Origin of the sequence: Paenibacillus elgii NBRC 100335, from assembly GCF_004000865.1 — a bacterium.
GTDB classification, from domain to species: domain Bacteria; phylum Bacillota; class Bacilli; order Paenibacillales; family NBRC-103111; genus Paenibacillus_G; species Paenibacillus_G elgii.
In genome coordinates this window covers 1-6,098 of record NZ_BIMB01000105.1, presented here as the reverse complement: position 1 = coordinate 6,098, position 6,098 = coordinate 1, and the positions used below count along the sequence as shown (strand labels likewise).

The 6,098-nt window shown below is 50.3% G+C and carries 5 protein-coding genes and 1 tRNA gene; all 6 read left to right on the top strand.

Annotation, left to right across the window (positions count from 1 at the left end; all coding sequences use genetic code 11):
* Window positions 1-141: 141 nt before the first annotated feature.
* Window positions 142-1,599, top strand: coding sequence for an IMP dehydrogenase (gene guaB, locus PEL01S_RS33825; protein ID WP_063183463.1), 1,458 nt, complete (start codon window positions 142-144; stop codon window positions 1,597-1,599).
* 130 nt (window positions 1,600-1,729) lie between these two features.
* A complete protein-coding gene (locus PEL01S_RS33820; RefSeq protein ID WP_063183460.1) occupies window positions 1,730-3,022 on the top strand; it encodes a D-alanyl-D-alanine carboxypeptidase family protein in 1,293 nt (430 codons plus the stop codon).
* Window positions 3,023-3,141: 119 nt separating this feature from the next.
* Window positions 3,142-4,023 (top strand): pyridoxal 5'-phosphate synthase lyase subunit PdxS, encoded by an 882-nt coding sequence (gene pdxS, locus PEL01S_RS33815; RefSeq protein WP_127463312.1) that lies wholly within the window; start codon window positions 3,142-3,144, stop codon window positions 4,021-4,023.
* Between the two features lie 40 nt (window positions 4,024-4,063).
* Window positions 4,064-4,654 (top strand): pyridoxal 5'-phosphate synthase glutaminase subunit PdxT, encoded by a 591-nt coding sequence (gene pdxT, locus PEL01S_RS33810; protein WP_127463310.1) that lies wholly within the window; start codon window positions 4,064-4,066, stop codon window positions 4,652-4,654.
* Window positions 4,648-5,928, top strand: a complete 1,281-nt coding sequence (gene serS / locus PEL01S_RS33805; RefSeq protein ID WP_127463308.1) for a serine--tRNA ligase — start codon at window positions 4,648-4,650, stop codon at window positions 5,926-5,928. The genes pdxT and serS overlap by 7 nt, the downstream gene beginning before the upstream one ends.
* 47 nt (window positions 5,929-5,975) lie before the next feature.
* Window positions 5,976-6,065 (top strand) — tRNA-Ser (locus PEL01S_RS33800).
* The last annotated feature ends 33 nt before the right edge of the window (window positions 6,066-6,098 follow it).

Genomic DNA, 6,098 nt, shown 5'->3' with positions numbered 1-6,098 from the left:
ATGTAATTTGGCATACTAATAACAAATTGCCATGGAAACTTCATGACTTTTTGCTTGACACTAAAAATGAGCTTTTGATAAGATTGCTATTAATATCTTGCGGTATGTACAGCATGTAATAAAATAAGGAGGATTATTTTTGTGTGGGAGACTAAGTTTGCCAAAGAAGGTTTGACATTTGACGATGTATTGCTGGTACCGAGAAAATCGGAAGTGTTCGGTAAGGAAATCGACATATCGACAAAATTGACAAACCACATCAATCTGAACATTCCTTTTGTAAGCTCGGCCATGGATACGGTAACGGAATCAGCTTTGGCAATCGCTATCGCTCGTGAAGGCGGAATCGGGGTCATCCACAAGAATATGACGATTGCGCAGCAAGCGGAGGAAGTGGATCGCGTAAAGCGTTCGGAAAGTGGCGTAATTACCAATCCGTTCTCCCTTACTCCGGAGCATCATGTCTATGATGCCGAAGCGTTGATGGCTAAATATCGGATTTCCGGCGTGCCGATTTGCGATGAGAACAACAAGCTTGTCGGTATTTTAACTAACCGGGATCTGCGCTTCGTTCATGATTATTCGATCAAAATTAAAGAAGTCATGACGAAAGAAAATCTCGTCACGGCTCCTGTCGGTACGACGCTTCAACAAGCGGAAGGCATTCTGCAGCAGCATAAGATCGAAAAGCTTCCTTTGGTCGACGAGAACGGGATTCTTAAGGGCCTGATTACGATCAAGGATATCGAGAAAGCCATTCAGTTCCCGAACTCGGCAAAAGACAAGCATGGCCGCCTGCTGGCAGGTGCTGCGGTAGGCGTATCCAAGGATGTTATGGAACGTACGGCGGCATTGGTTGAAGCCGGTGCGGATCTGATCGTCGTTGACTCGGCGCACGGACACCATATCAATATTATAAATACCGTTCGTAAAATTCGCGAGCAGTACCCTGACCTGCCAATTTGCGCGGGCAATGTGGCGACTGGCGAAGCGACGAAAGATCTGATCGAGGCCGGAGCAAGCATCGTGAAGGTCGGAATCGGGCCAGGCTCCATTTGTACGACGCGGGTAATTGCAGGTATTGGCGTACCACAAATTACGGCAATTTACGATTGTGCGACGGTTGCGCGGCAGTACAATGTACCGATCATTGCCGATGGTGGTATTAAATATTCCGGCGATGTGGTCAAAGCGATTGCAGCCGGCGCGAGCGCCGTTATGATGGGCAGCTTATTCGCCGGTACGGAAGAGAGCCCGGGCGAATCGGAAATTTTCCAAGGCCGCCGCTATAAGGTTTATCGGGGAATGGGATCGATTGGCGCTATGAAAGAAGGCAGCAAAGACCGCTATTTCCAAGAGAACGAAAGCAAGCTTGTGCCAGAAGGTATCGAGGGTCGAGTTGCTTACAAAGGACCATTGGCTGATACGCTTTATCAGCTGGTTGGCGGCCTGCGTTCCGGGATGGGCTACTGCGGGGCTAAAGATATCTCAGCGCTTGTCAATGATACATCCTTTATTCGCATCACGGGGGCCGGCCTTCGGGAAAGCCATCCGCATGACGTTCAAATAACAAAAGAAGCGCCGAACTATTCGTTGTAGTCCTACGAACGGGTCGTGCAGCAAAGAACGGAAGCCTGGGGCTTCCGTTTTGCTTTTGTAAAGCGAAAGAGGCTTGTGGTACAATTAAACGTACGTATTTTTTATAAAATTTTTTTTAGGAGTGAGTTGGTTGTTTTTTAAAGTAAAACGCATTTGTTCGATCGTAGCTGCCACTCTTTTGCTGAATGCCACTCTTGTTCTGGTACAATCCGCTTCTGTATTTGCGGCGGACGCCCCGGTAGATTTGAAGCTCAATGTCAGATCTGCGATTCTCATGGAAGCGAGTACCGGGCAAGTCTTATATGAAATGAATGCGGACGAAGCTTACCCTCCCGCCAGTATGTCGAAGATGATGACCGAATATTTGGTGATGGAAGCTATTAAAAACGGAAAGCTTAGTGAAACGGAAACAGTGAACACAAGCCCGTATGCAGCTAGTGTTATCGGCTCTGGCGGATTGCTCGCTCCAAATGAACAATCTACGGTAGATAATCTTTTTGCAGCGATGTCCATTTATTCGGCTAACGATGCTTCCGTCACGTTGGCAGAAAGAATTGCGGGCAGCGAAGAAGAATTCGCCAAGATGATGAACGCAAAGGCTAAAGAATTTGGACTCTCGGACAAGGCTCATTTTATTAATGCAACCGGCTTGCCAAGAGCGGATATGGGAAAATTTGCGCCTACGGAAGTGCAAGGCGAGACGATGCTGACGGCGAGAGATGCCGCTATTATCGCCTATAATATCATCAAGGATCATAAGGAAGTATTGAAATATACGGCGACCCCGTCCAGGAAGTTCCGCGAGAAGGACAAATCCCCGATGATCAACTGGAACTGGATGCTGGAAGGAAACAAGGACAACGTTAACTTCAAGAAGTACGCTTATCAGGGACTGGACGGGTTAAAAACAGGGAGTACGAAAGAGGCGCTGTATTGCTTTACGGGTACGGCTGAACGCAACGGAATGCGGTTAATTAGCGTCGTTATGGGGGCACCGAAGGAGCCGGACCGTTTTATCGAAACGCGGAAAGTGCTGGATTATGGTTTTAACAATTTCGAATTCGTGCCGGTGCTGAATGCGAAGCAGGAAATAGAAAAGCTGAAAACAGTCAATATTAAAAAAGGCGTGGCTACGGAAGTTCCGGTCGTTACGCAATCGGAGCTTAAAGTTATCGCGAAAAAAGGCACACCGAAAGAGCAATTTCAAATTACGGCCGAGCCCCTAGCGGATGAGAGCAAGCTTGTGGCACCAATCGAGCAAGGGCAAGTGCTTGGAACGGCAAAAGTGACGTATGGCGGCAAAGAATATCCGGTCAACCTTGTCGCTTCGGAGAAAGCCGAAAAGGGCAGCTGGTTCCGGTTGTTTTTCCGAGCGGTTAAAGACTTCTTCGTCGATCTGTTCAGCGGCGCCAAAAAGGGATAAAATCAAGGCAAACGGGTTGTTAATTTGAAGCGCTTGCTGTAAAATAATTGTTTAGTAGTTTGTCCTAATTTGAAGTGGATGAAGTAATATTAACGATATGTTCCCAGGAGGAATCGGATATGGAAACAGGTACATCCCGCGTTAAAAAAGGTATGGCTGAAATGCAAAAAGGCGGCGTCATTATGGACGTCATGAGCGCAGAGCAAGCGCGTATTGCTGAAGCTGCGGGCGCTTCTGCCGTTATGGCTTTGGAAAGAGTTCCTTCGGATATTCGCGCGGCTGGCGGCGTTGCCCGGATGGCCGACCCTACCATCGTGGAAGAAGTCATGAAAGTTGTTTCCATTCCGGTTATGGCCAAGGCACGTATCGGACATTTTGTTGAAGCAAAAGTACTTGAATCGATGGGCGTGGATTACATCGACGAGAGCGAAGTATTGACTCCTGCCGATGAAGTATTCCACATCAATAAAAGGGAATTCACGGTACCTTTCGTGTGCGGCGCAAGAGACCTTGGAGAGGCGCTTCGCCGGATCGGTGAAGGTGCTTCGATGATCCGTACGAAAGGCGAACCGGGAACAGGCAATATTGTCGAGGCTGTTCGTCATATGCGTATGATCACCGGACAAATCCGCAAAATCCAAAGCCTGTCGAAGGACGAGCTGATGGCGGAAGCCAAAAACTTGGGCGCTCCTTACGAGCTGCTGCTGCAAGTGCACGAAACCGGAAAATTGCCGGTCGTCAACTTTGCGGCCGGCGGTGTAGCGACTCCTGCGGATGCCGCGCTCATGATGCATTTGGGCTCTGATGGCGTGTTTGTAGGCTCTGGTATTTTCAAATCGGAATATCCGGAGAAGTTCGCGAAAGCGATCGTTGAGGCTACGACACATTATACGGATTACGAGCTGATTGCCAATATTTCGAAAAATCTCGGTACGCCGATGAAGGGGATCGAAATTTCCAAGCTGCATGCATCTGAACGGATGCAGGAGCGCGGCTGGTAAGCCGGCTGGAGCTTGTTTCTCGGGAAGAAGGTATAGAGGGATGAACATAGGTGTTTTGGCGCTGCAGGGCGCCGTAGCCGAGCATATCCGCATGATCGAAAAAGCCGGCGGCACCGGCGTTGCGGTGAAGCGGACGGAACAGCTGGCGGAGATCGACGGAATCGTTATTCCGGGCGGCGAGAGCACGACGATCGGCAAGCTGATGCGAACCTATCAATTCATAGATGCCCTACGCGAGTTTTCGCGGCAGGGCAAGCCGCTTTTCGGCACATGTGCAGGACTGATTGTGTTGGCAAAGCATATTGCAGGGCAGGAAGAAGCTCACCTTGGGCTGATGGATATTCAGGTTGCGCGCAATGCTTTTGGTCGGCAGCGGGAAAGCTTTGAAACGGACTTGGATATTAAGGGCATCGATCACGATGTGCGTGCGGTATTCATCCGTGCGCCTCTGATCGAACAGGTAGGCGAAGGCGTGGAAGTGTTGGCAATGTACCGTGACCAGATCGTTGCAGCCCGTCAAGGGCACCTGCTGGCTGCTTCGTTTCATCCGGAGCTGACCGACGATGAACGGATGCACGCTTATTTTTTGGACATGGTACGTGAGACGAAGCAGGAGGGATCTCCTTGTTAGATATAAAATTGCTGCGAGCGGATTTGGACAAGGTAAAACAAGGAATGGCTAACCGGGGCAAAAACCTCGAGGAGTTGGACCGTTTTACTAGTCTGGATTTGAAGCGCAGAGAGCTTTTGCAAGAAACCGAGCAATTGAAAAACCGCAGAAACGTCGTTTCGCAAGAAGTGGCACAGCTGAAAAAGGCGAAAGAAAACGCCGATCACTTGATCGAAGAGATGAAGGTTGTCGGCGATCGTATCAAGTCGCTGGATGAGGAAATTCGCGGCCTGGAAGGTGAACTGGATGCCATCCTTCTGGCGATTCCGAATATGCCGCAAGCGGACGTGCCGGTAGGCGGTTCGGAAGAGAATAACGTGGAGATTCGCCGGGTTGGCGAGGTACCATCCTTTTCGTTCGAGCCGAAGCCTCACTGGGAAACGGCGCAAGAGCTAGATATTTTGGATTTTGAATCGGCCGCGAAGGTTACAGGCTCCCGGTTTGTGTTCTATAAGGGGCTTGGAGCGCGCCTGGAGCGGGCTCTGATGAACTTTATGATGGACCTGCATGCGGACGAGCACGGGTATACGGAAATGCTTCCTCCGTACCTTGTAAACCGCGATAGCCTTATGGGTACCGGACAGCTGCCGAAGTTCGAAGAAGATGTGTTCAAAATCGAAGGTTCGGATTATTTCATGATTCCGACTGCCGAAGTGCCGGTGACGAATTACCATCGGGACGACATTTTGGCTCTGGAGGATCTGCCGAAATATTTCGTGGCGTTCAGCGCTTGTTTCCGTTCCGAAGCCGGTTCGGCCGGCCGCGACACTCGCGGACTCATTCGTCAGCACCAGTTCAACAAAGTAGAGCTCGTGAAGATGGTTCTACCGGAGCAATCGAACGAAGAGCTCGAGAAGCTGACTGGCGAGGCAGAGAAGGTGCTGCAGCTCCTAAAGCTTCCTTACCGCGTTATGGCGCTTTGTACGGGCGATTTGGGCTTCTCCTCGTCGAAGACGTACGATCTGGAGGTATGGCTGCCTAGCAGCAATACGTACCGCGAAATCTCGTCGTGCAGCAACTTTGAAGATTTCCAGGCGCGCCGTGCGAACATCCGCTTCCGCCGCGATGTGAAAGCGAAGCCGGAATTCGTTCATACGCTGAACGGATCGGGTCTGGCGCTGGGCCGGACGGTCGCTGCGATTCTCGAAAATTATCAGCAGGAAGACGGCAGCGTGCTGATTCCGGAAGTGTTGCAGCCTTATATGGGGAATGTTTCACGGATCAGCAAGAAATAGAGCTTGATAAAGCTTTTTGATTTATGATACAATGCTTGGTGTCACCCGGAGAGGTGGTCGAGTGGTTTAAGGCAGCGGTCTTGAAAACCGCCGTGTTCGTGAGGGCACCGTGGGTTCGAATCCCACCCTCTCCGCCATACATACAAGTATACGACCCCGAATGAGGGGTC

Excerpts from the sequence above, each read along its gene's own strand:
- pdxS (WP_127463312.1), top strand. The coding sequence starts at position 3,142 with ATGGAAACAGGTACATCCCGCGTTAAAAAAGGTATGGCTGAAATGCAA.
- pdxT (WP_127463310.1), top strand. The coding sequence starts at position 4,064 with ATGAACATAGGTGTTTTGGCGCTGCAGGGCGCCGTAGCCGAGCATATC.